Raw genomic sequence first — 22269 nt, 5'->3', positions numbered from 1 at the left:
GCCTCGAAATAAGGGCAGATTACTGCTTATCCAGTAATTTTTTTGCCAATTCTTTTCCTAGCTCAACTCCAAATTGATCATAGCTATAGATATTCCATAAAATTCCTTGTGTAAATATCTTATGTTCATATAAAGCTACTAATTTACCTAATGATTTAGGTGTAAGTTTATCAAACAAAATTGAGTTACTTGGTCTGTTACCTTCAAAAACTTTAAATGGTAGTAAAGTATTAATTTGTTCGGTATTACCAGAAAATTGTAGTTCTAAATGAACTTCTTCTTTAGTTTTACCAAATGCTAAAGCATCCATCTGACCATAGTAATTGGCCATTAATTTTTTATGATGATCTGTTAAGCCATACAAAGATTCTTTGTAACCAATAAAATCTGCAGGAATTAACTTTGTACCTTGATGTACCAATTGCATAAATGCATGTTGCATATTAGTACCTGTACTACCCCATACAATTGTTCCTGTTTGATAGTCTATCTTTTCTCCATTTCTATCTACACCTTTACCATTACTTTCCATAATAGCTTGTTGTAAATAATCTGGAAGCTTCTTTAAATATTGTGAGTAAGGTAAAACAGCTTCTGTTTCTGCCATATAAAAGTTGTTATACCAAATACTTAAAAGGGCTAAAACTACAGGAATATTACTTTCAAAATCTTGATTTCTAAAATGGATATCCATTTCTTCTGCACCATCTAATAATGCTCTGTAATTATCAAAACCAACAGATAAACTAATTGATAAACCTACTGCAGACCATAAAGAAAAACGACCACCAACCCAATTCCACATAGGAAAAACATTTTTTTTATCGATTCCAAAATTATCTACGGCTTCCAAATTTGTAGAAACTGCAACAAAGTGTTTTGGAATATCAAAAATTGTAGCAGATTTTAAGAACCAATTTTTAATGGTTTCTGCATTAGTAATGGTTTCTTGCGTTGTAAATGTTTTTGATACAATTACAAATAAAGTAGTTTCTGGGTTTAAACGTTTTATAATTTCAGAAACATGATCACCATCTACATTAGAAACAAAATGTGTATTTAAATGATTCTTATAATATTGTAAAGATTCTACAATCATATCTGGCCCAAGGTCAGAACCACCAATTCCTATGTTTACAATATCTGTAATAGATTTACCTGTATAACCTTTCCATTTTCCAGAAATCACTTTATTACTAAAACTTCTAATTTTACGTAAAGCGGTTTGTATTTGTGGCTTAATGTTTTTACCATCAACTAGAACAGCATCTTCTGAGTTACTTCTTAAAGCAGTATGCAAAACAGCTCTGCCTTCTGTTACATTAATAACCTCGCCATTAAACTGACTTTCTATGGCTTGTTTTAAACCAACTTCTTCAGCCAAATCTACCAATAACTTTATGGTTTCTGATGTTATTCTGTTTTTAGAAAAATCTACAGTTAAATCTTTTAACGCGAGCGTAAAGTCTTCTTTTCTGTTTTCATCTTTATACAAATCTTGAATTTTAATGTCTTTAATTTCATTAAAATGATTTGTTAATTGCTGCCAAGCATTTGTTTTGGTTGGGTTGTTGTTTGGTAAAGCCATTGTTTAGTTTTGTGCAATAATTTCTTTAACTTCTTGTGGTTCAGGAACCTCTACTCTTTCGTAATCTAATTGATACTTTAAAGGTTTGATATACTCGAAAAATGATGGTTTAACATTGTTTTTCATTGGTTCTGCTGCAGGTAATTTTTCTCTTAGAGGATCTACTTGTTTTCCATACTTCCAGAAACGATAGCAAACATGTGGACCTCCAGTATTACCTGTCATGCCAACATAACCAATAACATCACCTTGTTTTACATATTGCCCCTTTTTTACAGCTTGATTACTCATATGTAAATATTGGGTAGAATAGGTACTGTTGTGTTTAATTTTTACATATTTACCATTACCACCTCTTCTTGTAGATTCTACAACAGTTCCGCTTGCTGTAGCAATAATTGGAGTACCTATTTTAGCAGCAAAATCTGTACCTCTATGAGGTCTTATTTTATTGCCATAATAAGCGATTCTTCTTCTTAAGTTATATCTAGATGATATTCTATATTGAAATTTTATTGGAGCTTTCAAAAATTGACTTCTAAGCATATTTGCTTCATCATCATAATATTCATGAATGTTTAAAGTAGAATCTGCTAAAAAACGAAATGCATATAAATCTTTTCCTTTGTGTCTAAATACTGCAGATTTTACATTTCCATAACCTGCAAATGTAGAATCGTCTATAAATTTTTCTTCATAAACAATTTTAAAAGAATCCCCTTTTTGAAGTCTTAAGAAATCTAAAGTCCAAGCATAAATATCTGCAACTTTATAGGTAAGGTTTGGTCTTAAACCTAAACTGTCCATAGAGATTGTAAAATTGCTATTTACAACGCCACTTGCCACTTTTTCTACCAAACGAATTGGCTTTTTATATACTTTGGCTGTAATTACAGAGTCTTTAAAATCTACAATTGTGGCATTTATTTTATCGTGCTTATAAATAAAAACTTGTGCTTTCTCTGTAGAATCTTTACTTGCTAAGATGGTGTAAGGCTTACCTGCTCTTACTTTTCTAACATCGAAAGTTTCTTTTACAGTTGCCGCAATTTGATTTATTTTAGGATAAAAAACATGATGCCTGTCTAAGATGATTCCAAAACTTTCACCACTTTTTATAGTATCTTGAATAACCTTATAATCGTCTATTTTGTAACCAAATCTTATTTCTGGCTCTGGTTCAACAATTTTCTGGCTTTCAGGTGCTTTATCTTCTTCTTTACAAGATGTAAATGCAAGAATAAAAACGAAGAGAATTACTATATTTTTCAAGAAGCGAGTAGTTTAATATCAACCTCAAAAATACAAATAAAAATGATTTATTCTTAATCTAAAAATAGAACTTCTAAAAAAGAATTAACTGTAGTTTTACAACTTTTTAAACGGATTTGCCAATCCTTTGTATTCTTCTAATTCTGCTCTTAAAGACCCTACAGTTAAAGAAGCTTTCATTTTAATTGGTATTTTATTGGCATCATCAGTAATCCAAATAGTAACACTTTCTTGCTCTTTAAACACTCTACCTGACTGCACTAAGGGTCTAAAAATAAGCGTATTTACTTTTCCGAATTTTGTTTTTATGACTTCTTCTCCTAAAAATTTAAGTTTGAAGGGATACACTTGCGAATCTAAAAACATATCTAACTTAATTTCTTCACCTTTTGTAAGGTTACTAACGTCTTGATTTCTTAAAAAATAAAACGATGATAACACATCTTGTACATTACTAAAAGCAACAGTGGTATCTTTTTGAGCTATAAAATCTTGAATATAGGCTTGATTAGAATGGTAATTAAAAGAGGTTATTCTATGTTTTTTATAGCCACCTTCGTTAATTTTTCTTTTAAATAGATAAGGTTTAGTTTCTGCCTGATCAAAGTAAGATTCATACAAATCTTCTACTTGAAAGAACCATTTTATCATTCCAGAAGTCCAGCCTTTACCTTTAGTATGGTACACTTTTTTACCATTAATTTCAGATTCATCTACTTCTAAAATTGCAGAACCTGCTCTTAAAAACCCACTATAACTCATCTTATAACGCAACCATTCACCAGACTGGAATGCAGGTGTTTTTTCTTGCGCTAAAAAAAGCGTAGTTGTAAATATGGCTATTAATAAAAGGGTCTTTTTCTTCATAACTCTCAAACTTATAAAAAAGTAATGACAATTACTGTTCCAAAACAAAAAAACTCATTTAAACAAAAGTAAAAATGAGTTTATATTATTGTAATCTTGGTTTAAAACGTTCCCCAATTTTTAAGTTCTTCTTCAGACCATAAATAAGGATAAAAGATTCTTCGCTGGTATTTTGGATGCATGTATTTACGCCAATTACTACCACCAGTTGCTTTAAGTTCAGAGTCATCTCCTCCAATATATTTTGCAGCTGCATTGTAATGAGCCATTACCCATTTTACATTAACAGTATAGTCATAATGACGCATTGCTTTTATCAAATCTTTATTTTGCTGAACCTCTTTTGGCAACTGCTTGAACTTTAAAGACAAGTTAATGTCATTGTAATCTTCCATAAAATCAATAAAATCTCCTTTATACTTTTTCTCAAAAAGATTTAATAAGGTTGATTTTTGACCAGTTGTATAATTTTTTCCTGCAGCTTGCCAATACAAATGATTGTAGGCATTTTTAAATGATGAATTTTGATCTATGGTATCTCTATATCTAGCATCGATTAAATTAATCAATTCTGTTGATGCAAACTCTACTTTTCTATATTGTGCAGATTGAAAACCACTTGCAGGTGTTAAAGTATTTCTAAATTTTAAATATTGCTCTCTTTCCATACCTTCTGTCATTACCACAAAAGAGCTACAAAGCATATCAAAATACCTACTAATTCTATCTAAATGCATCGAAAACTTGTCTGCAGAAACCTCGTTAGTTTTAGCAACTTGTTCAATTTCCCACAAAATCATTTTAAATAAAAGCTCATTTATTTGATGGTACATGATAAAAACCATTTCATCTGGCTGATTGGTTCTTGGTGTTTGCAAGCCTAACAAAGCGTCTGTTTGAATATAATCCCAATATGTAATTGGTGTACTGTGCAATAAACCCTCTAGCATAGCATCTACAGGCACACCTAATTTATCGTACTTTTCTTCTATGGCTTTTAAAATTTCTTCTCTATTCATTTTTTTAGAATCAAGATATAAGAACAAAGAAACAAGACTTTTTTTTGAAAATCTAATTTATTTGCGGAAATACAAATGTTAGGTTTATAAATTGAGTGAAATTTTTAAAAACAAAAAAACCAAGAACCAAAAGTACTTACTCTTGATTCTTGGTTTTATTTTCTCTCTTTTTACTTTTTTAAAGCGTTCCTCTTTTTTGTTGTTCTCTTTCTATTGATTCAAAAAGGGCTTTAAAATTACCAGCACCAAAACCTTTGGCTCCCATTCTTTGAATAATTTCAAAGAATAATGTTGGTCTATCTTCTACAGGTTTGGTAAAAATTTGAAGTAGATACCCTTCTTCATCTGCATCTATCATAATCCCTAAAGATTTCAACTTTTCTATATCTTCTGCTAATTCATGACTAAAAGCAGATAATCTAACAGGCACTTGATGATAATAATCTTCTGGTGGAATTGATAAAAATTCTACTCCATTTGCACGCAATTGAGATACGGTTTTTATAATATCGTCAGTAGCAACTGCAATATGTTGCACGCCTGCACCTTCATAAAAGTCTAAATATTCTTCTATTTGCGAGCGTTTTTTACCTTCTGCAGGTTCGTTTATTGGGAATTTAATTCGTCCATTTCCATTAGACATTACTTTACTCATTAAGGCAGAATATTCTGTGTGAATTTGCTTATCATCAAAAGATAAAAAGTTAACAAAGCCCATCACATCTTCGTAGAATTTTACCCAAACATCCATTTGGTTCCATCCTACATTACCAACCATATGATCTATATATTTTAAGCCTGCAGTTGGCGGATTATAATCTGATTCCCATTTTTGAAAACCTGGTAAGAATACACCATTATAATTTTTACGCTCTACAAACATGTGCACAGTTTCACCATAAGTATAAATTCCTGCTCTTACAACTTCACCAAATTCATCTGATTCTACAGTTGGCTCCATATAAGATTTAGCACCTCTAGAAGTTGTTTCTTCATAAGCTTTTCTAGCATCTTCTACCCAAAGTGCAACAACTTTAACTCCATCACCATGTTTTACAATATGATCGTTTATTGGTGATTTACTGTTTAATGGTGTTGTTAAAATTAGTTTTATTTTGTCTTGAGTAAGCACATAGCTTACAGAGTCTGTTGCACCAGTTTCTAAACCTCTATATGCATAAGATTGAAACCCAAATGCTGTTTTATAAAAGTGTGCAGCTTGTTTTGCATTACCTACATAAAACTCTACATAATCTGTACCTAACAATGGAAGAAAGTCTTGAGCTCCTTCAAATATTTTTTCTAAACCGTAGTTTACTGATTCTATTTTTTTTGACATTTTTTTTATTATTGATTGATTATTCTAACCAAGATTTATAATAATCTTCGTCAGCAATTTTCATAGCTTCTTCTGTTACTTGTAATGGCTTAAATGTATCTACCATTACTGCTAATTCTTCTGTTGATGTGTGACCTATGCTTCTTTCTGTTGCTCCAGGATGTGGACCATGAGGAATACCTGCAGGATGTAATGAAATGTGTCCTTGATCGATATCATTTCTGCTCATAAAATCACCATCTACATAATATAAAACCTCATCTGAATCTATATTACTATGATTGTAAGGTGCAGGAATTGAATTTGGATGATAATCATACAAACGTGGCACAAAACTACAAATTACAAAAGCATTTGTTTCAAAAGTTTGATGAACTGGAGGTGGTTGATGTATTCTACCTGTTATTGGTTCAAAATCGTGAATAGAAAAAGCATAAGGGAAGTTATAACCATCATAACCTACTACATCAAAAGGATGAGAAGCGTAAGTCATTTCTATAATTTCTCCTTGTTTTTTCACTTTAATTAAGAAATCTCCTAATTCATTGTAGGTTTCCAGCTCATAAGGCCTTCTTAAATCACGCTCGCAAAATGGTGAATGCTCTAACAATTGCCCAAACCAATTTCTATAACGTTTTGGAGTATAAACAGGACTGTATGATTCAACTATAAAAAGACGATTATTTTCGTCATCAAAATCTAACTTGTAAATAATTCCTCTTGGAATTACTAAATAATCTCCATACTTAAAATCAATATTTCCAAGATGTGTTCTTAATTTACCAGAACCTTTGTGAATAAAAATAACCTCATCTGCATCTGTATTTTTATAAAAATAGTCTTCTGTCGATTTTTTTGGTGCTGATAATATAATGTTACAATCAGAGTTTGTAAGCACTACTTTTCTGCTATCTAAATAATCGTTTTCTGGTTTTACTTGGAAACCTCTAAATCTGTAAGATTGAATGTTATTGGCTTTTGCAATTTTAGGTTTAACAGAGTACTGTTTCCCTATTTTTTTAACCATTGTTGGTCTGTGTTCATGATAACTGTTGGTAGACATACCATCAAAACCAATAGTACCAAATAATTGTTCGTAATATAAACTACCGTCTTTTTTACGAAATTGTGTGTGTCTTTTAGGTGGAATTTCTCCTAATTTATGATAAAAAGGCATTTTCTAATGTATTTATACGTTAATAAATAATATAACAAAGTAGCGTTAAACACTAACTGCTATATCTTTAGTTTGCAAAACTCATACATTAAACGCTCATTCTGGATTGCGCTTTATTAAGAATTTTAGATAAGAAAGTAAATCTGAAAACATCTTAATCGATTTCGTAGTTTTAACAAAGGTATGAAAACTAAAGAAGTTTATTAAATATAATACAAATTGAGGCTGTTAAGTAAGTATTAAATTACTCAATTTTTTTAATTACGGCCTTTGGTGCTTCTTTTCTTGTACCATCAAAACCATCTACTCCACCCACTGTTGTGTATTTCATAACATATTTTTTATCTGGAAAAATACGCTTGTATGCACTTTGACACATTAAAGTTGCCTCATGAAAACCACATAAAATTAACTTTAATTTACCTGGATAAGTATTTACATCTCCAATTGCATAAATACCAGGAATGTTGGTTTGATAGTCTAAAGCATTGTTTACTTTAATAGCATTTTTCTCTATTTCTAAGCCCCAACTACCTATTGGCCCTAATTTAGGTGACAACCCAAATAATGGAATAAAATGATCTGTTTCAATGATAAAATTCTCTTTATCTTTTTGCTTCACTTCAACAGCTGTTACTTTTTCTTTACCAGAAATACCAATAACTTCTGCTGGCGTAATTAAGCGAATTTTACCTGCATCTTTTAATTCTTGAACTTTATCTACAGAATCTAAAGCACCTCTAAACTCATTTCTTCTATGAATTAAAGTTACAGATGCTGCAACATCTGTTAAGAATATAGACCAATCTAAAGCAGAATCTCCACCACCAGAAATGACTACATTTTTGTTACGATACACTTCTGGGTCTCTAATAATATACTCTACACCTTTGTCTTCAAAATCTGCAATGTTTGGTATAGGTGGTTTTCTTGGCTCAAAAGAACCTAAACCACCTGCAATTGCAACTACTGGTGCATGGTGCTTTGTGCCTTTGTTTGTAGTAACTATAAAAGAACCATCTTCTTGCTTATCTATAGTTTCTGCTCTTTCTCCTAATGTAAAACCTGGCTCAAATTGTTTAGATTGTTCTAACAATTTATCTGTTAAATCGCCTGCTAAAATTTCTGGATAGGCAGGAATATCATAAATAGGTTTTTTAGGATAAATTTCTGAACACTGACCACCTGCTTGTGGTAAAGCATCTATTAAATGACAACGCAGTTTTAATAAACCTGCTTCGAAAACCGTAAATAAACCTGTTGGTCCTGCACCTATTATTAATATATCTGTTTTTATCATTTTGATAAAAATATTTTGAGTTTGCTGAGCGCGTTAAGGATTGTAGTGACATCCTTTTTTGTTTTTCACAAAAAAGATATAATGTAAAGCCTGACCTTTAGGTAACGCCCGAATAAAAATTTAATTAAGCAACGTTTATTACTTGCTCTATTTGTGGAGCGTACTTTTTAATGGTAGCTTCTACACCGTTTTTTAAGGTCATTTGGTTTACAGAACAACCTGTACATGCACCTTGCAATTGTACTTTTACAATGGCATCTTCTATGGAAAGCAACTTAATGTTTCCTCCATCACTCATTAAAAAAGGACGAATTTCATCTAACGCTTTTTCTACGTTATTATGTATTTCTTGTGCTGTCATAATCTTATTTTTTAACTGAACTACAGCCACTCATTGTAGTAATTCTTACAACTTCTGTAGGTGGTAAATTTTTATTTCTTTCTAATAATTGTGCAACCATTTCTTTGGTAATATCGCTAAATGCAGTTTCTAAAACTGTACCTTCTTGCAATGCTACAGGGTGCCCAACATCTCCAGATTCTCTTATACTTTGCACTAAAGGAACTTCTCCTAAGAACTTAGTATTAATGTCTTCTGCCAAGTTTTTAGCACCATCTTTACCAAAAATATAGTATTTATTATCTGGTAATTCTTCTGGTGTAAAGTAGGCCATATTTTCTATAATACCTAAAACTGGTACTTTAATGCTATCTTGTTGAAACATTGCAACTCCTTTTTTAGCATCTGCTAAAGCAATATTTTGTGGCGTTGAAACTACAACTGCTCCATTAATTGGCAAGGCTTGTACTATTGATAAATGCACGTCTCCTGTTCCTGGAGGTAAATCAATCAATAAAAAATCTAACTCACCCCAAGCTGCATCAAAAATTAATTGATTTAATGCCTTAGATGCCATTGGCCCTCTCCAAATTACAGCTTGGTCTGGATTTGTAAAAAAGCCCAAAGACAATAATTTTACTCCGTAATTTTCTACAGGTTTCATTTTAGAACGCCCATCTACATTTACAGAAAGTGGTCTTTCTTTTTCTACATCGAACATTATATGTTGTGATGGCCCATATACATCTGCATCTAAAACACCAACACTAAAACCCATTTTTGCTAAAGAAATAGCAGTATTTGCAGTTATGGTAGATTTACCTACACCACCTTTACCAGAAGCTACTGCAATAATATTTTTAATATTTGGTATTTCTTTACCTCTAATTAAATTTGGGTCTTTCTTTTCTACTGGTTTTTCTACCTTTAAATTGATTTTTACCTCAATTTTTTCTGAAACATTGGTTTTAATTGCTTTGGTTATCTCAGATTCAATTTTCTTTTTTGCTTGTAATGTTGGGTTGCTTATTGTAACATCTACATTAACCTCATCACCAAAAATAACCACATTTGTAACATTGTTGTTTTCTATTAAGCTTTTACCTTCTCCAGGTGCTGTAATAGTTTCTAATGCTGAATAAATATCTTGCTTTTTAAAACTCATAATTTATATTTAGTTCTTAGAATATATTAAAATTCTAAAGACTTATTTTTATTTAATCTTGATTACAAAGATACGTCTTAACTACAAGATAATAAAGTGAATAAATTGTGAAAATTTATGCTTTTATAAGAGGAGTTTATTTTAATTCTTCTGATGGATTCCAGAATATAGTTTCTAGGTTTTGAATTTGATTATCTACCACAACAATACCTTCATTTTCTAACAATTGTTGCATAAGGTTTGTACCATTAAAATGATGTTTGCCTGTAAGCAAACCTTTTTTATTTACAACTCTATGTGCAGGTACTTCTTGCTGTTGATTGTGAGAGTTATTCATAGCCCAACCTACCATTCTTGCAGATCTCGCTGCTCCTAAATAAATTGCAATTGCGCCATAACTTGTAACTCTTCCTGAAGGAATTTTACGTGCAACATCATATACTTTTTCGAAAAAATTATCAGATTTCTTCATGTTGTGAAGATATGAAATAACTAAAAAGAATAAAGAATTTGCTTAGTACTTTAAGCGAAATTGAATGTAAGTAATCCATTTACCTACTTCTAAGTATTGATTTTCGTAAAAAGTTTGGGTTTCTGTTACCTCTTTTGGTGCACCTTCGTTGTTATATACATTATGATTTGCATATAAAATTTCATGGCCTTCACCTTGCAGTAACCCTAAAGTATACCCATGCATAAACTCAGAATCGGTTTTAAGATTAATGATACCATCGTCTTTTAAAACCTTATTATACTTCTTTAAGAAAGAAGAATTTGTCATTCTATGTTTTGTTCTTTGGTACTTAATTTGTGGATCTGGAAAAGTAATCCAGATTTCTGAAACTTCATTTTCTGCAAAAATAAAATCTACCAACTCAATTTGAGTTCTTACAAAAGCTACGTTTTCTAAATTTTCTTCAATGGCCGTTTTTGCGCCTCTCCAAAAACGAGCTCCTTTAATATCTATACCAATATAATTTTTATTCGGATTTTTACGAGCTAAAGCAATTGTATACTCACCTTTACCACAACCTAATTCTACAATAATAGGATTATTGTTACCAAAAAAAGAATGCCATTTACCTTTGTGAGAAAAGTAGTTTATAGCCTCTTCTCTAGTTGGCTGAATGACATTTTTAAACGTTTCATTTTCCTGAAAACGTTTCAGTTTATTTTTACTTCCCAAATTGCTAAATTATGCTCTATCTTCTGTTCCTTCGTCTAAAAATCTTTTAGACTGCTTCATCCAATAAGCGAATAAAACTAAAAGCACTACTAAAAATGCCCAGTTAACAGCATTTGATATCCACCATCCTAAATCTGCAGTTGCAACCTCTAATCTTAACCATCTAAAAGGGATGAATAAAATATCTGTGAATAAACTACCAATCCATTTAAAAATATTGCTTGCTATCATAACTTATTTATCTTTACACTGCAAAAATAACAAAAGAATCAATGCTAGCCAATTTTTTAAACAAATCTAAACCAATCAATTTTATTGGTTTAACTGTTTTTTTCTTTTTGGGTTACTTATCGTATTTGTTTCGTTTATTTTCTTCTAAAGAATTTAGCTTTAACACCTTATTAGAAAGCATCTTACTTTTGGCGCTCTTTATAGTTATCTTCTTTATTTTTAACTTTATTATGGTTAAAAATAGATTAACATTTGACAATTCTTATGCTTTTTTCTTTTTTATACTTTTAACATTCTGCATGCTGCCTGTAATTGCAAACTATAAGGTGTTGATACTATTTGTTATTTACCTTTTGTTTGTAAGAAAAATATACAGTTTAAGATCTATAAACAAGGTGTTAGAAAAGCTTTTTGATGCAGGTCTGTGGTTAGGAATTTTGTTTATTTTAGACTCAAGAACTTTAATATTTGTTCCTCTTATTTATGCTGCTATTTATATTCATCATAAAATAACCATACATACAACTCTTGTGCCTGTGGTTGGTTTTGCAACTCCATTGTTTATCTATTTTACCTACAATTTTTGGTATGATAAAACAGAGGAGTTTACCAATTTATTTGAACCTAATTTTAGTTTAAATTTTGATTTCTACACAAATTCAAAATACTTATTACTTATCACTATTTTATTGATACTTAGTTTTGTTTCCTTAATTTTTAAATCTTTAAAAACCTTAACCATAAACAATACGTTTAGAAGAAATTGGGTATTATTAATTATACACACCTTAATTGCTATAATTTATTTGTTTTTTGTTGCTGATAAAAATGGATCTGAAACCATTTATATTTTGTTTACAATTGCTATAATTCTTGCAAACGGAATTGAAATGATTACCAAAAAGTTATTTAAAAATATTGCTTTGTACTTAATGATTTTTTGTGCAACTGGGTTTTATATCATGTTATAATTTATTTCCAAAAGCTAAATCGCCTGCATCTCCAAGCCCAGGAATAATATATCCTTTATTATTTAGTTCAGAATCTATGGCTGCTATCCATAAATGAGTGTTTTCTGGAAAATTACCAGCAATGAAATCAACTCCTTCTTTAGAACCAATTACGGCAATTATATGAATTTCTTTGGGTGTACTTTTTTTCTTGATTGCTTCATAAACTGCTACCAAAGATTTACCTGTGGCCAACATTGGATCTGCCAATAATAATGTCTTGTTCTCAATTTCTGGTGATGCAAAATATTCTACAACAATATCAAATTTTTCTTTATTTTTAGTATGACTTCTATAAGCCGAAATAAATGCGTTTTCTGCTTTATCAAAATAATTAAGTAAACCTTGATGCAAAGGTAAGCCTGCTCTTAAGATAGAGCATAAAACCAAATCGTTATAAGAAAGTTGCATTTTCTTTTTTCCTAAAGGGGTTTCTACATAAACACTAGAATAAGACAATTCTTTGCTTAATTCGTAACTTAAAATCTCTCCAATTCTTTCAATATTTCTTCTAAATCGTAAGGAATCTTTTTGAATGTTTTTATCTCTAATTTCGGCAATAAATGAGTTAAGAACAGAATTGTTTTCTCCTATGTAATGTACTTTCATAATGCTATTTATTATACGTTCTAAAGTAACTAATTTGTTTGAATTAAATTAAAAATAATCATCAACTTTGCAATTCTAATTTTAACAATGAAAACAAGAACATTAGCCTTAATTGCGGTTTCTATTGCTACTATGATATATGGTGTTAACTATACTATTGCAAAAGATGTTATGCCTACTTATGTTAAACCATATGCTTTTATTTTGCTAAGAGTTTCTGGTGCTACTCTTATTTTTTGGTTTTTAAGTTTATTTATAAAATCACAAAAAATAGAAAAACAAGATTATAAAAAAATTGCATTGGCATCGTTTTTTGGTATTGCATTAAACATGCTATCTTTTTTTAAAGGGCTAAGTTTAACAACGCCAATAAGCGCCTCTGTAATGATGGTAACATCGCCAATAATGGTTTTGTTATTCTCTTTTTTACTTTTAAAAAGTAAAATTATTCCAAGACAAATTTTAGGAATTGGTATTGGCTTAATTGGTGCCATACTTTTAATAGTTTATGGCAATACTTCTAACGAAAACGCCAGTAATGTTGCTCTTGGTAATTTTTTAGTTTTTATAAATGCAACCTCTTATGGTTTATACTTGGTTTTGGTTAAAAATTTAATATCTAAATACAATCCTTTAATTTTTATAAAATGGTTATACTTATTTGGGCTAATTTTTATTATTCCATTTGGGTTATCTGAAATGGGCGATATTAATTGGATAGCTATGCCAAACACAATCTACTTAAAAATAGGTTTTGTTATTCTTTTTACAACCTGTATTACTTATTTATTCAATTTGTATGGCTTATCTAAATTAAAACCAACCACTGTAAGTGTCTTTATTTATTTACAGCCAGTTATAGCATCTACTTATGCATTATTAGTAGGCAGTGATTCTTTAAACATCATTAAAATTTCGGCTACTTTAATTATCTTCTTAGGTGTTTACTTAGTTACCAAGCAAACCAAGAAATCAATAAAATAAAAACTTATCTTTGCTCCTCATTTAAAAAATTGATTGTATGATTCAATCTATGACAGGTTTTGGAAAATCTGTATTGCAATTGCCAACAAAAAAAGTAACTATAGAAATTAAATCTTTAAATAGTAAAAATTTAGATTTAAACGTTAGAATACCTTCTTATTACAAAGAAAAAGAACTAGCTGTTCGTAAAAAATTAGCTAGTGCTTTAGTTAGAGGTAAAGTAGACTTTTCAATTTTTGTTGAGATGACTGCAGATGAAACTTCTACAACTGTTAATAAAGGTGTGGTTAAAGACTACATTAATCAACTAAAAAATGTTGTTGACACTGGCAGAGCTTCTGATGTAGAGCTTTTAAAAATGGCAATTTCTATGCCTGATGCTCTTAAAACAGAACGTGAAGAGTTAGATGAAAATGAGTGGACAATCATCAACCAAAATATAGATGAAGCCATAGAAAAAATAACTCAATATAGAATTGATGAAGCTGCTTCTTTAGAAATAGATTTTAAAGAAAGAGTTGCCAATATTAGAATGTATTTAGAAGAAGTAAAAGCTTTAGATGCAGATAGAATAGAAAACGTAAAAACGCGTTTGCAAAAAGCCATTAATGATTTGCAGGTAGATGCAGATGAAAATCGTTTTGAGCAAGAACTAATTTACTATCTAGAAAAGTTAGATATTAATGAAGAAAAGGTGCGTTTAGAAAATCATTTAAACTACTTTTTAGAAACTTTAGCCACTGCAGATTCTAATGGTAAAAAACTTGGTTTTATTGTTCAAGAAATGGGTAGAGAAATAAACACCACTGGTTCTAAAGCAAATTTTGCACCAATGCAAAAGGCAGTAATTCAAATGAAAAACGAATTAGAACAAATAAAAGAACAAATATTAAACGTACTTTAAAGTGATTTTTTTTCAGTAAAGTTTACAAGGTTACTGTACATTCATAAAAGTAAAAACCACATACTATGTCTGATTTTAAGGGTAAACTATTTGTTTTTTCAGCACCTTCAGGTTCTGGTAAAACCACCATAGTTCGTCATTTATTAGCCCAAGAAAAATTTAATTTAGAATTCTCAATTTCTGCAACTTCTAGAGCTCCTAGAGGATTTGAAAAAAACGGTGCAGATTATTATTTTATTTCTTTAGATGAGTTTAAAGAACATATTAAAGCTGATGATTTTTTAGAGTGGGAAGAAGTGTATAGAGATAATTTCTACGGAACTTTAAAAAGTGAAGTGGAACGAATTTGGGCTCAGAAAAAACACGTTATTTTTGATATTGATGTTGCTGGTGGTTTGCGAATTAAAAAGAAATATCCTGAAAGAACTTTATCGGTTTTCGTAAAACCACCAAGTGTAGATGAACTTAAAATTCGCTTGAAAAAGCGTAAAACCGAAAGCGAAGAAAAAATTAATATGAGAATTGCAAAGGCTTCTGTAGAGTTGGCTACTGCACCCCAATTTGACAGAATTATAAAAAATTACGACCTAGAAGTGGCTTTAAAAGAAGCTGAAGATTTAGTAGGTGATTTTTTAAATTTAGACAAAAAGTAAAACGTACTGCAAGTTTAGTTCTATTTTAGAAGTTATAATAAAATTATGAGTAAAGTTGGTTTATACTTTGGCACTTTTAACCCTATTCATGTAGGTCATTTAATCATTGCAAACCATATGGTTGAAAACTCTGACTTAGATGAAATCTGGATGGTAGTTACACCTCATAATCCTTTTAAGAAAAAGAGTTCACTCCTAGAAAATCATCATAGATTTGAGTTGGTGTATAGAGCAACTGAAGATTATGAAAAAATTAAACCTTCAGATATCGAATTTAAACTACCTCAGCCAAATTATACTGTACATACTCTAGCCCACATTGCAGATACCTACCCAAATAAAGAATTTTGTTTGATAATGGGCGAAGATAATTTGAAGAGTTTTCATAAATGGAAGAATTATGAGACTATTTTAGAGCACAATCACATTTATGTCTATCCAAGAATTTCTGATGGAACTGTAGAACATCAATTTAAAAATCATCCTAAAATTCATAAAGTCGATGCTCCAATTATTGAGCTTTCTTCTACCATGATTAGAAACGGAATTAAAAATAAAAAAAATATTAAGCCACTATTAACCAACGAAGTTTGGCAATATATAGATGAAATGAATTTTTATAAAAAATAGTTTCGTTATTTTTACGTTAATCTAAAGGTAAAAGCACAAAAAAATAGTGAGTAAAAAACCAAAAAGTAAAGGCAAATTAAAGCAAAAACTAACTGATAAATACAGATTGGTGGTTTTAAATGAAGATACGTTTGAAGAACGTTTTTCTTTAAAACTATCTCGTTTAAATGTATTTGTTTTGGGTGGAGTTTTATCGTTCTTACTAATTTTAATAACCACTTTTTTTATCACTTTTACGCCAATCAAAGAATTTATTCCTGGTTATTCATCAACCGATTTAAAAATTAAAGCTACCAAGTTGGCTTTTCAAACAGATTCTCTAAAACGTAAATTAGATGTTTTAAATAATTATACTAAAGCCTTACAACCTATATTAACAGGGCAAATTAAGGCAGATGTTTTAGATACCACTAAAATAGAATCTAGTAAAGTTGTAATTAAAGACAGTTTGTTAAACGCAAGTAGAGAAGATTCTTTGTTTAGAGAAAAAATAGAAAGTAGAGATCGTTTTCCAATACAAAATAGCACTTCTTCTAACGTAAAAATTGTATTCTTTGCTCCAGTAACAGGTAGTATTTCTCAACCTTTTGATGCTAAAACAAAACATTTGGCTGTAGATATTACTGCTAGTAAAAATGCCCCAGTAAAAGCAACTGCAGATGGTACTGTAATTTTCTCTGGTTGGACAACAGAAACTGGCTATGTAATTATTCTAAAACATGCTTACAATTATATTTCTGTATATAAACACAATGGTAATTTACTTAAACAACAAGGTGATTTTGTAAAGTCTGGAGAGGTTATAGCAAGTGTAGGTTCTACAGGAGAGCTAACCACTGGACCACATTTACATTTTGAACTTTGGAGTGATGGTTATGCAGTGAATCCAACAAATTTGATCGACTTTAAATAATGAGTATAAAATCATTTTTCGCAATTCCGTTTGCAAAATTTGCCAGTAAGCAAGTTTGGAAATGGGCAAACAAACCCTTTAAAACTCAAGAAAAAGTTTTTAAAAACTTAATTGCTAAAGGACAGCAAACTGCTTTTGGTAAAGATCATGATTTTAAAAACATATCTACCTATACAGATTTTAAAAAGCGCGTAAAAGTAATAGATTACGAAGGTTTAAGGCCTTACGTAGATAGAATTGTTAAAGGTGAATCTGATGTGCTTTGGACAGGTAAACCTCTTTATTTTGCAAAAACTTCAGGTACAACTTCTGGTGCAAAATACATACCAATTACCAAAGATTCTATGCCAACTCATATTAAAGCAGCAAGAAATGCATTGTTGTTTTATATCGCAGAAAAAAACGATGCCAGTTTTGTAAATGGTAAAATGATTTTTTTACAAGGTAGCCCTGTTCTACAAGATAAAAACGGAATTAAACTAGGAAGGTTAAGTGGTATTGTAGCTCACTATGTACCTCAATATTTGTTAAAAAACAGACTACCAAGTTGGGAAACTAATTGTATCGAAGATTGGGATACAAAAGTAAATGCCATTGTAGAAGAAACCGTTAATGAAGACATGTCTGTTATTAGTGGTATCCCTTCTTGGGTGCAAATGTACTTTGAAAAACTAATTGAAAAAACGGGTAAATCTATCTCTGAGATCTTCCCAAATTTTAACTTCTTTATTTATGGAGGTGTCAATTTTGAACCCTATAAAAATAAATTTGAGAGTATTATTGGTAAAAAAATAGATTATATAGAGCTATATCCTGCTTCAGAAGGTTTTATTGCTTATCAAGATTCACAGACAGCAAAAGGGATGTTATTGCAATTAGATTCTGGTATTTTTTATGAATTTATACCTGCAACAGAATTTTTTGATGAAAATCCTACTAGAATTTCTTTAAAAGAGGTACAATTAGGAGTTAATTATGTAATCATTTTAAACACAACAGCTGGTTTATGGGGTTATAATATTGGAGATACTGTAGAATTTACATCTACAAAACCTTATAGAATTAAAGTTACAGGTAGAATTAAACACTTTATTTCTGCTTTTGGAGAACATGTTATTGGCAAAGAAGTAGAAAAAGCACTAAATGATGCCATTCTTGGGACAGAAATAAATATTAGTGAGTTTACTGTTGCGCCTCAAGTAAATCCAACAGAGGGTTTACCTTATCATGAATGGTTTATAGAATTTGAAAACGAACCAAGTAATTTAGAAGAATTTGCCTCTAAAATAGATGCCTCTATGCAAGCTCAGAACATATATTATCTAGATTTGATTGAAGGTAAAATTTTAAGACCACTTGTTATTAGAAAGGTTAAAAAAGGTGGCTTTCATGAGTACATGAAATCAATAGGTAAATTTGGAGGTCAAAATAAGATTCCGCAATTGTCAGACAACCGTAAAATTGCAGATGTTCTTGAGAATTTTTTACATCAATAATTAAATAAATTTTACAGATTTAGCTATACTCTTTGTTATTGCTTATTTTTGCCTCAAATTTAGAAATCAATCTTCATGAGTACTATTAGAATTACCAAACAATTTAAATTCGAAACTGGCCATGCATTATATGGTTATGATGGTAAATGTAAAAATGTTCATGGACATTCTTACAAACTTTCTGTTACTGTTTCTGGGCAACCTATTACAGACAATTCTCATGTAAAGTTTGGTATGGTTATCGATTTTGGTGATTTAAAAAAGATTGTAAACGAGGAGATTGTAGATGTCTTCGATCATGCTACTGTGTTTAATAAAAATACGCCTCACGTAGAATTGGCTAAAGAATTGATGGATAGAGATCATCATGTTATCTTAGTTGATTATCAACCCACCAGTGAAATGATGGTTATTGATTTTGCTGATAAAATAAAAAAACGATTGCCAGATAATATTAAACTACATTCTATAAAATTACAAGAAACAGATTCTAGCTTTGCAGAATGGTTTGCTAGTGAAAACTAGAAATTAGCATAAAAGTAACATCAAAATATACTTTTCTGTTTCTTTTGAAGTTATATTTGATAAAAAAATCATCGATATGAAAAATTATAAATTCGTTTTACTATTATTCCTTTCAACCTTTTTGGTAAGTTGTGGAGATGATAATAACGATACCCCTTTACTACTTTCTAATGCGAACTTGGCAGGTACTTATACCATTGGAAATTTAACTGGCGAAGAAAAAGAAACAGCTACTTCAAGCACAGGTGCTGTAGTAGATTTAGCAACTTCAACTATTGAAGGAGATACTTTTCAAGTAGATTTATTAATTAACGCAAATGGTACGTATTCCATTTCTGGATTGTATAGAGAAGTAAAAAATACTACTCCAAATGGAGGTTCTACAACAGAAACTACGAGTATTTTAACTACAGATACTAATGGTACTTATCAATTAAATGGAATAAATAATACCATTACATTTACTGCAATAAATGGTGATTTTTTAGTAGATACTTATAATGTAATCAACTTTAATAATACCATTTTTAGTATTAATCAAGAAGATATTGAAACTTCAGGATCCAATACTATAACCAGTTCAGTTACCATAGATTTTGTAAGGGATTAAATCCTTAAAATTTAAATAAAAAAAGAGCTTGATGATTTCAAGCTCTTTTTTATTTTAGTTCTATTTGATAACTATTTATTATTATAATTATTCATAGTATTTGCTAAACCATCTGTACCAAAAGATGTAATTACCTTAGCTGATAGAGGTAGTCTTTCTATTAGTAAGCTCGTTTCTTCTTTATTCCATTCTCCTAAAACATAATCTACTTGGCGACCTTTAGAATAGTTAGCGCCAACACCAAATCTGAATCTTGGATACTTGTTCGTACATAATTTCTCTTGAATGTCTTTTAATCCATTATGACCACCATCACTTCCCTTAGCTTTAAGTCTTATAGTTCCAAAATCGATATTTAAATCATCAGTTACAACAAGTATATTTTCAATAGAAATTTTTTCTTTATCCATCCAATACTTTACAGCTTTACCACTTAGATTCATAAAAGTACTAGGTTTTAAAAGGATAAAAGTTCTGCCCTTAAATCTATAACTAGCAATATCACCTAACTTTTCTGTTTCAAAGCTTACATTGTGTTCTTCAGCAACTTCATCTAAAATCTTAAACCCAATGTTATGACGCGTGTTAGTGTATTTATCGCCAATATTGCCTAAACCAACAATTAATTTTTTCTTCATGTTCTTCTCTATTCTAACTTTAATTGCTTTAAAATTAAATTTAACATCGTTATTAGCTTTCAAAAGTATAAAGAAATTAGATAATTGTCTTTGAAAGTTTTACAAAAAAAAAGCGCTACAAAATTGTAACGCTTCTTTAAAATTTATTGTCGATAACTACTATGTAGTTTCTCCTTCTGCAGTTGCTTCAACTTCTGCTGCATCTTCTAAATCTTCATCATCAGAACCAGCTGCTGCATTACGTGAAGTTCTAACTTGAACAACAACAGTGTTATCTGGGTGCATAAAAGTATAATCATCATTAAATAATGAAGTAATCACTAATTTATGACCGATTTTTAATTTAGAAATATCTGCAGTAATAAAATCTGGTAAATTAGCAGGTATTGCTTTTACTTTTAATTTACGGTTTGTAAAACGTAATGAACCACCATTTAATACCCCTGGAGAAGTACCTGTTAATTGAACTGGAATGTTCATTGTAACTTCTTTATCATCGAATAATTGATAAAAATCTACATGTAAGATTTTATCAGAAACAGGATGAAACTGAATGTCTTGTAAAATAGCAGGAATTTTTTCTCCATCAACTTCAAGACTTGCAGTATATACATTTGGAGTATATACCAAGTTTTTAAACGCTTTTTCTTCTGCTGAAAAGTGTATTGGTGTTTCTCCTCCGTATATAACGCAAGGAACCATACCAGCATTACGTAAGGCTTTGGTTGCTGCCTTGCCCACGCTTTCTCTTTTTGATCCTTTAATTGTAATTGATTTCATTACTTTTTTTGTTAATTATTTACATTAAAAATTGTCCACTTATTGAGGTGTTATCCTGTACTTTATGCATAACATCAGCGAATAAGGGCGCGCAAGATACAACTTTTATTTTGGAAGTCTCCTTTTTTAAAGGAATTGTATCTGAAACTATTAATTCTGTTAAGGCTGAGTTTTCTATTTTTTCATATGCCCCTCCAGAAAGGATTGGGTGTGTACAAATAGCTCTTACACTTAATGCACCTCTTTCTTTCATTAAATTAGCAGCATGTGCAAGTGTTCCTCCTGTATCTATCATATCATCTACAAGAATTACATTCTTACCTTTAACATCACCAATTAATTCCATATGCCCAATAACATTGGCTTTTTTTCTTTGTTTGTAACAAATAACTACATCTGATAATAAGTGCTTAGAATATGCATATGCTCTTTTAGAACCTCCCATATCTGGTGAAGCTATTGTTAGATTATCTAACTTTAAGCTTTCTATGTAAGGCATAAAAATAGTAGAAGCAAATAGGTGATCTACTGGTTTTTCGAAAAATCCTTGAATTTGATCCGCATGTAGATCCATTGTCATAATTCTGGTAGCACCTGCAGATTCTAATAATTTAGCTACTAATTTTGCACCAATTGCAACTCTAGGTTTATCTTTTCTATCTTGTCTTGCCCAACCAAAATATGGCATTACAGCTGTAATGTGTCTTGCAGACGCTCTTTTTGCAGCATCACACATTAATAACATTTCCATTAAGTTATCTGCATTTGGAAATGTAGAGCCAATAATAAAAACTCTTCTACCACGAACAGATTCTTCAAAAGCTGGTTGAAATTCACCATCACTAAAATAAGTTGTGTGTACGTTACCTAACTCAGTGTTGTATTCTTTGGCAATTTTTTCAGCTAAAACAGTACTTTGCCTGCAAGCAAAAAGTTTTGGAGCAAGTTGATTATTAATCATCTAATAAGGATTTTTGTTGTGTTGTTGTAAGCGTACAAAAGTAGAAATTATTTATTGAGTTTGAAATTAAAA

At 30.4% G+C, this 22269-nt stretch carries 25 protein-coding genes; 9 read left to right on the top strand and 16 right to left on the bottom strand.

The features are described 5' to 3' along the window. Positions 1-19: 19 nt before the first annotated feature. The 12 genes from pgi to MED152_RS09285 form a co-directional block, all read right to left on the bottom strand. Positions 20-1588, bottom strand: a complete 1569-nt coding sequence (pgi, locus tag MED152_RS09340; RefSeq protein ID WP_015481623.1) for a glucose-6-phosphate isomerase — start codon at positions 1586-1588, stop codon at positions 20-22. Between the two features lie 3 nt (positions 1589-1591). Then, positions 1592-2860: a peptidoglycan DD-metalloendopeptidase family protein gene (locus tag MED152_RS09335; protein WP_015481622.1), complete on the bottom strand. Its 1269-nt coding sequence runs from the start codon at positions 2858-2860 to the stop codon at positions 1592-1594. A gap of 96 nt (positions 2861-2956) precedes the next feature. Next, a complete protein-coding gene (locus MED152_RS09330) occupies positions 2957-3727 on the bottom strand; it encodes a DUF3108 domain-containing protein (protein ID WP_015481621.1) in 771 nt (256 codons plus the stop codon). A gap of 101 nt (positions 3728-3828) precedes the next feature. Next, positions 3829-4746: a tryptophan 2,3-dioxygenase family protein gene (locus MED152_RS09325; RefSeq protein ID WP_041383558.1), complete on the bottom strand. Its 918-nt coding sequence runs from the start codon at positions 4744-4746 to the stop codon at positions 3829-3831. Positions 4747-4924: 178 nt separating this feature from the next. After that, positions 4925-6085: a 4-hydroxyphenylpyruvate dioxygenase gene (gene hppD, locus MED152_RS09320; RefSeq protein ID WP_015481619.1), complete on the bottom strand. Its 1161-nt coding sequence runs from the start codon at positions 6083-6085 to the stop codon at positions 4925-4927. A 19-nt stretch (positions 6086-6104) separates the two neighbouring features. Beyond that, the gene (locus MED152_RS09315) at positions 6105-7262 is read right to left on the bottom strand and encodes a homogentisate 1,2-dioxygenase (RefSeq protein WP_015481618.1); all 1158 of its coding nucleotides are present in this window, start codon (positions 7260-7262) and stop codon (positions 6105-6107) included. 244 nt (positions 7263-7506) lie between these two features. Next, positions 7507-8562 carry an NAD(P)/FAD-dependent oxidoreductase gene (locus tag MED152_RS09310; RefSeq protein WP_015481617.1) on the bottom strand — a complete coding sequence of 352 codons (1056 nt, stop codon included), beginning with the start codon at positions 8560-8562 and terminating at the stop codon, positions 7507-7509. A gap of 124 nt (positions 8563-8686) precedes the next feature. Then, a complete protein-coding gene (locus MED152_RS09305; RefSeq protein WP_015481616.1) occupies positions 8687-8923 on the bottom strand; it encodes a NifU family protein in 237 nt (78 codons plus the stop codon). A gap of 4 nt (positions 8924-8927) precedes the next feature. After that, positions 8928-10067: an Mrp/NBP35 family ATP-binding protein gene (locus tag MED152_RS09300; protein WP_015481615.1), complete on the bottom strand. Its 1140-nt coding sequence runs from the start codon at positions 10065-10067 to the stop codon at positions 8928-8930. A gap of 136 nt (positions 10068-10203) precedes the next feature. Beyond that, positions 10204-10539: an MGMT family protein gene (locus MED152_RS09295; protein WP_015481614.1), complete on the bottom strand. Its 336-nt coding sequence runs from the start codon at positions 10537-10539 to the stop codon at positions 10204-10206. A gap of 42 nt (positions 10540-10581) precedes the next feature. Then, on the bottom strand, positions 10582-11253 hold the full coding sequence (gene trmB / locus MED152_RS09290) for a tRNA (guanosine(46)-N7)-methyltransferase TrmB (protein WP_015481613.1): 672 nt from the start codon (positions 11251-11253) through the stop codon (positions 10582-10584). A 9-nt stretch (positions 11254-11262) separates the two neighbouring features. Continuing rightward, entirely contained in the window at positions 11263-11484 is a 222-nt protein-coding gene (locus MED152_RS09285; protein WP_015481612.1) for a hypothetical protein, read from the bottom strand. Positions 11485-11525: 41 nt separating this feature from the next. Here MED152_RS09285 and MED152_RS09280 point away from each other — a divergent pair, with 41 nt between their 5' ends. Beyond that, the gene (locus tag MED152_RS09280; RefSeq protein WP_015481611.1) at positions 11526-12455 is read left to right on the top strand and encodes a DUF6427 family protein; all 930 of its coding nucleotides are present in this window, start codon (positions 11526-11528) and stop codon (positions 12453-12455) included. Here the strand turns inward: MED152_RS09280 and upp are convergent. After that, positions 12450-13103: a uracil phosphoribosyltransferase gene (upp, locus tag MED152_RS09275; RefSeq protein ID WP_015481610.1), complete on the bottom strand. Its 654-nt coding sequence runs from the start codon at positions 13101-13103 to the stop codon at positions 12450-12452. The genes MED152_RS09280 and upp overlap by 6 nt on opposite strands. Positions 13104-13190: 87 nt before the next feature. Here upp and MED152_RS09270 point away from each other — a divergent pair, with 87 nt between their 5' ends. From MED152_RS09270 to MED152_RS09235, 8 genes are all read left to right on the top strand, one after another. Continuing rightward, the gene (locus tag MED152_RS09270) at positions 13191-14087 is read left to right on the top strand and encodes a DMT family transporter (RefSeq protein WP_015481609.1); all 897 of its coding nucleotides are present in this window, start codon (positions 13191-13193) and stop codon (positions 14085-14087) included. A 37-nt stretch (positions 14088-14124) separates the two neighbouring features. Continuing rightward, positions 14125-14991 (top strand): YicC/YloC family endoribonuclease, encoded by an 867-nt coding sequence (locus MED152_RS09265; RefSeq protein WP_015481608.1) that lies wholly within the window; start codon positions 14125-14127, stop codon positions 14989-14991. Positions 14992-15056: 65 nt separating this feature from the next. Beyond that, positions 15057-15644: a guanylate kinase gene (gene gmk / locus MED152_RS09260; RefSeq protein ID WP_015481607.1), complete on the top strand. Its 588-nt coding sequence runs from the start codon at positions 15057-15059 to the stop codon at positions 15642-15644. Between the two features lie 45 nt (positions 15645-15689). Beyond that, entirely contained in the window at positions 15690-16274 is a 585-nt protein-coding gene (gene nadD, locus MED152_RS09255) for a nicotinate (nicotinamide) nucleotide adenylyltransferase (RefSeq protein ID WP_015481606.1), read from the top strand. 46 nt (positions 16275-16320) lie between these two features. Then, complete coding sequence (locus MED152_RS09250) at positions 16321-17187, top strand: M23 family metallopeptidase (RefSeq protein ID WP_015481605.1); 867 nt, start codon at positions 16321-16323, stop codon at positions 17185-17187. Beyond that, positions 17187-18683, top strand: a complete 1497-nt coding sequence (locus MED152_RS09245; protein ID WP_015481604.1) for a GH3 auxin-responsive promoter family protein — start codon at positions 17187-17189, stop codon at positions 18681-18683. The genes MED152_RS09250 and MED152_RS09245 overlap by 1 nt, the downstream gene beginning before the upstream one ends. Before the next feature lie 75 nt (positions 18684-18758). After that, positions 18759-19208, top strand: coding sequence for a 6-carboxytetrahydropterin synthase (locus MED152_RS09240; RefSeq protein ID WP_015481603.1), 450 nt, complete (start codon positions 18759-18761; stop codon positions 19206-19208). A gap of 76 nt (positions 19209-19284) precedes the next feature. Next, positions 19285-19818 carry a hypothetical protein gene (locus MED152_RS09235; RefSeq protein WP_015481602.1) on the top strand — a complete coding sequence of 178 codons (534 nt, stop codon included), beginning with the start codon at positions 19285-19287 and terminating at the stop codon, positions 19816-19818. 71 nt (positions 19819-19889) lie between these two features. Here the strand turns inward: MED152_RS09235 and pth are convergent, their stop codons facing one another. From pth to MED152_RS09220, 3 genes are all read right to left on the bottom strand, one after another. Further along, complete coding sequence (gene pth / locus MED152_RS09230; protein ID WP_041383964.1) at positions 19890-20456, bottom strand: aminoacyl-tRNA hydrolase; 567 nt, start codon at positions 20454-20456, stop codon at positions 19890-19892. Between the two features lie 159 nt (positions 20457-20615). Then, complete coding sequence (locus tag MED152_RS09225; protein ID WP_015481600.1) at positions 20616-21236, bottom strand: 50S ribosomal protein L25/general stress protein Ctc; 621 nt, start codon at positions 21234-21236, stop codon at positions 20616-20618. Positions 21237-21255: 19 nt separating this feature from the next. Further along, a complete protein-coding gene (locus MED152_RS09220; RefSeq protein WP_015481599.1) occupies positions 21256-22197 on the bottom strand; it encodes a ribose-phosphate pyrophosphokinase in 942 nt (313 codons plus the stop codon). Positions 22198-22269 lie beyond the last annotated feature (72 nt).

Origin of the sequence: Polaribacter sp. MED152 (assembly GCF_000152945.2) — a bacterium.
Taxonomy (GTDB): Bacteria; Bacteroidota; Bacteroidia; order Flavobacteriales; family Flavobacteriaceae; genus Polaribacter.
This window is presented reverse-complemented; position numbering and strand designations above follow the sequence as displayed.

Coding starts and splice junctions, on each gene's coding strand:
- pgi (WP_015481623.1), bottom strand. CDS start 1,588: ATGGCTTTACCAAACAACAACCCAACCAAAACAAATGCTTGGCAGCAA.
- MED152_RS09330 (WP_015481621.1), bottom strand. CDS start 3,727: ATGAAGAAAAAGACCCTTTTATTAATAGCCATATTTACAACTACGCTT.
- MED152_RS09325 (WP_041383558.1), bottom strand. CDS start 4,746: ATGAATAGAGAAGAAATTTTAAAAGCCATAGAAGAAAAGTACGATAAA.
- hppD (WP_015481619.1), bottom strand. CDS start 6,085: ATGTCAAAAAAAATAGAATCAGTAAACTACGGTTTAGAAAAAATATTT.
- MED152_RS09315 (WP_015481618.1), bottom strand. CDS start 7,262: ATGCCTTTTTATCATAAATTAGGAGAAATTCCACCTAAAAGACACACA.
- MED152_RS09310 (WP_015481617.1), bottom strand. CDS start 8,562: ATGATAAAAACAGATATATTAATAATAGGTGCAGGACCAACAGGTTTA.
- MED152_RS09305 (WP_015481616.1), bottom strand. CDS start 8,923: ATGACAGCACAAGAAATACATAATAACGTAGAAAAAGCGTTAGATGAA.
- MED152_RS09300 (WP_015481615.1), bottom strand. CDS start 10,067: ATGAGTTTTAAAAAGCAAGATATTTATTCAGCATTAGAAACTATTACA.
- MED152_RS09295 (WP_015481614.1), bottom strand. CDS start 10,539: ATGAAGAAATCTGATAATTTTTTCGAAAAAGTATATGATGTTGCACGT.
- MED152_RS09285 (WP_015481612.1), bottom strand. CDS start 11,484: ATGATAGCAAGCAATATTTTTAAATGGATTGGTAGTTTATTCACAGAT.
- MED152_RS09280 (WP_015481611.1), top strand. CDS start 11,526: ATGCTAGCCAATTTTTTAAACAAATCTAAACCAATCAATTTTATTGGT.
- upp (WP_015481610.1), bottom strand. CDS start 13,103: ATGAAAGTACATTACATAGGAGAAAACAATTCTGTTCTTAACTCATTT.
- MED152_RS09270 (WP_015481609.1), top strand. CDS start 13,191: ATGAAAACAAGAACATTAGCCTTAATTGCGGTTTCTATTGCTACTATG.
- MED152_RS09265 (WP_015481608.1), top strand. CDS start 14,125: ATGATTCAATCTATGACAGGTTTTGGAAAATCTGTATTGCAATTGCCA.
- gmk (WP_015481607.1), top strand. CDS start 15,057: ATGTCTGATTTTAAGGGTAAACTATTTGTTTTTTCAGCACCTTCAGGT.
- nadD (WP_015481606.1), top strand. CDS start 15,690: ATGAGTAAAGTTGGTTTATACTTTGGCACTTTTAACCCTATTCATGTA.
- MED152_RS09245 (WP_015481604.1), top strand. CDS start 17,187: ATGAGTATAAAATCATTTTTCGCAATTCCGTTTGCAAAATTTGCCAGT.
- MED152_RS09240 (WP_015481603.1), top strand. CDS start 18,759: ATGAGTACTATTAGAATTACCAAACAATTTAAATTCGAAACTGGCCAT.
- MED152_RS09235 (WP_015481602.1), top strand. CDS start 19,285: ATGAAAAATTATAAATTCGTTTTACTATTATTCCTTTCAACCTTTTTG.
- pth (WP_041383964.1), bottom strand. CDS start 20,456: ATGAAGAAAAAATTAATTGTTGGTTTAGGCAATATTGGCGATAAATAC.
- MED152_RS09225 (WP_015481600.1), bottom strand. CDS start 21,236: ATGAAATCAATTACAATTAAAGGATCAAAAAGAGAAAGCGTGGGCAAG.
- MED152_RS09220 (WP_015481599.1), bottom strand. CDS start 22,197: ATGATTAATAATCAACTTGCTCCAAAACTTTTTGCTTGCAGGCAAAGT.